The following is a 2,977-nucleotide window of genomic DNA, read 5'->3' on the forward strand; positions in this document are numbered from 1 at the left end:
TGATAAACAAATCACTATCTCCCCCCTCATAAAGTAAGCACTTCGGAGAGATACCTCCAAGTGCCACTTTACTCTCATTCCTTTAGATAACTTATAAACAGCGAAACCCGTCAGTTGAAAGACTGACGGGTTTTCGCTGTTTATGGGTTTTGAAATACACTATATCTACTAATCATACTACTTGAATAAATACTCATATTTCCTCCGTTGCTGCAGAAGAATGTCTCGTACTCTTTTTTTGATCTCCTCCGGATAATAGGATTCTTCATCCAGAAGCCGTGTGATCACACGGTCGTCGAATGAAAAAGATACCGTTTGTCCATATAGTTCTTCTACTGCATCCAGCTGTTCCTCAAAGCTTGAGCTTATTGTTTTTGCCTGTGCCTTCGGAATCAGCTCCACACTATCTTCTCCAATTGGATAATCTACTGTCAGATCAGATAACAGGGCCGATCCATGATCAAAGATCGGACAATAGTGATAAACTCCGACCGGATCATATAGTACCGCGATATTATGCATATGCCTGTCTTCATTCAGAAACAGCGCATCTATTGTCAACATTCTGCACAGATATCTTCCAAATTCCTTTAAGCCAGTCATCTTTTCCACCTGTTCTGTCAGGAAAAGTGCTCGTTCTTTGACTCCCTGTATCTTGAATATATTTCGATACAAGCTGCCTCCATAAAAACTTCCAAACAGCCGCTCCAATGTGATCAGCTGATATCCTTTCGGCAGGAAATTTCTGCTTTTGCATCCGCAGTAGGTGCTACTTTTATATTCAATCTTTTCTGTCTGATACATAATATACTCATTTTCATCCATATCAGAATACTTCAGAAGAGATGAAACCATATATTCCGCCAGTCCTTCATATCCGATATGGTCCGCTTTATACCAAGTACCATCCTCTTCCCATTTCAACTGATTTCCCTTGGATGATTGTATCGGGGAATTTCTCAAATCTTTTTCTAACAGTCTAACCATGATCTTTACTCCTCAATCTGAATCCAAAAATCATCCTCTGCCATCCGCCCTTCTGTTTTCTGAACAATCAGGAACGGATCATAAAATGGAAGATTCAGCTCTTCCAGCATGATTTTCATTTTATCCCGTGTCCTGGGGAAACAGCGGGATTCTAAAAATTCCTCATAATCTTTGTAGTCCGGATTTTCATTTCTTCCAAACGCACAGAAAACCGGATCCTGCACAAAATTTTTTATTTTTATTCTTTTCTGTCGTTCCTCCACATCAATCACTGTGCAAAGGCGGTCATGATACATGTATCTGAGACGAAGTGGAAATGTTTTTTCCGGTATTTCCAGTTCTTCTGCCAGCCACATCCTGTCCCAGAGAATTCCCAGCAGGGCAGCCGCCGCACCCTTTACCGTCCCCCGGCTGCTTTCCCAATGTTCCACTGTCTTAACCGATACATTCATCAGATCTGCCAGTTCTTTTTGCTTCAAATGCAGTCTCTGCCGTATCACCTTTACTTCTTCTGCGGATACTGTCTTCTGTATGGCAAATTCCATATCACACCTCCGGATTTTCCTTTTATATGTCGTTTAAATGTCGTCCTTTGATATAAGTATATCTCTTTTATCCCTAAAATCAAGAAATATATTTTAAAATAACTACTAAATTTTAGTAGTGTTTGGGTTTCCTGTTAAACAAAACTGCCGTCACTGTGCATCACACAGCAACGGCATTTTTTCATTTTATGGATATCTGAAAATTGTTTCTTTTATACGCTAAAGAATGCTATCCCATAAAGCCCGATCATCATCACAGCCAGAACACGGATAAACAAACGGCAGTTTTCTCTTCCGTAACGGAATACCAGATTCTGCGGACATACCGGAACAAGGAATAAAAAGACACCCCAGGTGGACTTAATCAGAAATTCAAGAATTCTGCTGTTCACCGTCAGATAGTTCAGCAACATCAGGACGACAGCACTCATCAGCCAGACTGCCATAAAATATCCAAATGATATGGACTCCTGCAAACGCTCGGATAACATTGCAAACCGCTTCATATTCATCCCTTCTTTCCTTTTTTTCATTATACATCTGTTTCGATAAAGAATCTACAGCCTGGCCATGATTTAATTGGACTTCAGGAATATTATCGATTCATCCGCTCTACAAACTCTTTTGGTTTCACGGTCAGTTCGGCCCACGCCGGCCTGAATCCGCTTCGTATCGCATTTCTGGCAGACCGGATATTGGACCATGCACAGCAGTAAAACGGCACTTTCCCACGTTCCAGTATTTCCAGTGCAAGGGTGCCGGTGAGTGCCGACGCAATTCCCTGACGGCGGTATTGTGGCAGTACGTCAATTCCAATCTGCCACATACTGTCGCAGTCCGCTGAACACGCTGCCAGCCCGATCAGGCGGCCGTCATTGTCATACGCTCCGACCCCAAGCACATCCAGTTCTTTTCTGCCCTCAGAAAGCGCATTTTGCCACTCCGGCCGATAAAGCTCGTGAAAATCGCTGTTTTCCAGCAACCGCATCTCATATCGACAGTCTCCCTTTGTAAGGGCATTCACATCCGGCAGAAAATACTCAGCCATAAAGCACACCATCATATCGTGCTTTGCAAATGCTTCATTCAGCACATGTAGATTCGGCGTCTCAAAACAGTGCTCCACCGGATATTTCTGAATATAATTCCGGACAATTTCCTCATATCTTCTATCAATGGATGCCACAATATTGTTTCCATAAGAAATCAGGTTGCACGCAAGCGGCAGTTTCAGATATCTGCGTGCATCCGGATTCTTCCTGGATGTTACAATAACCGGTTCCGTTTTCATAAAATCCTCCGGCTGACAGTTTGCGTCAACGGCAGACTGTTCCATGGCAGTCCGAAGGATCTCCTTATTTGTCATCATCGCTTTTTCCTCTCTTTTTATCAAGTTATTTTCATTGCAACTGAAGCTGCCTGCAGCAATTACGGTTCTTTTTTAT

At 42.5% G+C, this 2,977-nt stretch carries 4 protein-coding genes; all 4 read right to left on the reverse strand.

Annotation, left to right across the window (positions count from 1 at the left end; all coding sequences use genetic code 11):
• Nucleotides 1–177: 177 nt before the first annotated feature.
• The 4 genes from H6A32_RS15605 to H6A32_RS15620 all read right to left on the reverse strand — a co-directional run bounded on the left by H6A32_RS15605 (nt 178) and on the right by H6A32_RS15620 (nt 2,901).
• Nucleotides 178–987 carry a hypothetical protein gene (locus tag H6A32_RS15605; protein WP_204864799.1) on the reverse strand — a complete coding sequence of 270 codons (810 nt, stop codon included), beginning with the start codon at nt 985–987 and terminating at the stop codon, nt 178–180.
• A gap of 5 nt (nt 988–992) precedes the next feature.
• Nucleotides 993–1,532 carry a helix-turn-helix domain-containing protein gene (locus H6A32_RS15610; protein ID WP_087168861.1) on the reverse strand — a complete coding sequence of 180 codons (540 nt, stop codon included), beginning with the start codon at nt 1,530–1,532 and terminating at the stop codon, nt 993–995.
• A 212-nt stretch (nt 1,533–1,744) separates the two neighbouring features.
• A complete protein-coding gene (locus H6A32_RS15615; protein ID WP_144289697.1) occupies nt 1,745–2,038 on the reverse strand; it encodes a hypothetical protein in 294 nt (97 codons plus the stop codon).
• A gap of 89 nt (nt 2,039–2,127) precedes the next feature.
• Nucleotides 2,128–2,901, reverse strand: coding sequence for a GNAT family N-acetyltransferase (locus tag H6A32_RS15620; RefSeq protein WP_346342301.1), 774 nt, complete (start codon nt 2,899–2,901; stop codon nt 2,128–2,130).
• Nucleotides 2,902–2,977 lie beyond the last annotated feature (76 nt).

Origin of the sequence: Drancourtella massiliensis, from assembly GCF_016900655.1 — a bacterium.
GTDB lineage: Bacteria > Bacillota > Clostridia > Lachnospirales > Lachnospiraceae > Sellimonas > Sellimonas catena.

Bases quoted from the DNA above. Each gene is read 5' to 3' on its own strand.
- H6A32_RS15615 (WP_144289697.1), bottom strand. From the start codon at position 2,038: ATGAAGCGGTTTGCAATGTTATCCGAGCGTTTGCAGGAGTCCATATCA.
- H6A32_RS15620 (WP_346342301.1), bottom strand. From the start codon at position 2,901: ATGATGACAAATAAGGAGATCCTTCGGACTGCCATGGAACAGTCTGCC.
- H6A32_RS15605 (WP_204864799.1), bottom strand. From the start codon at position 987: ATGGTTAGACTGTTAGAAAAAGATTTGAGAAATTCCCCGATACAATCA.
- H6A32_RS15610 (WP_087168861.1), bottom strand. From the start codon at position 1,532: ATGGAATTTGCCATACAGAAGACAGTATCCGCAGAAGAAGTAAAGGTG.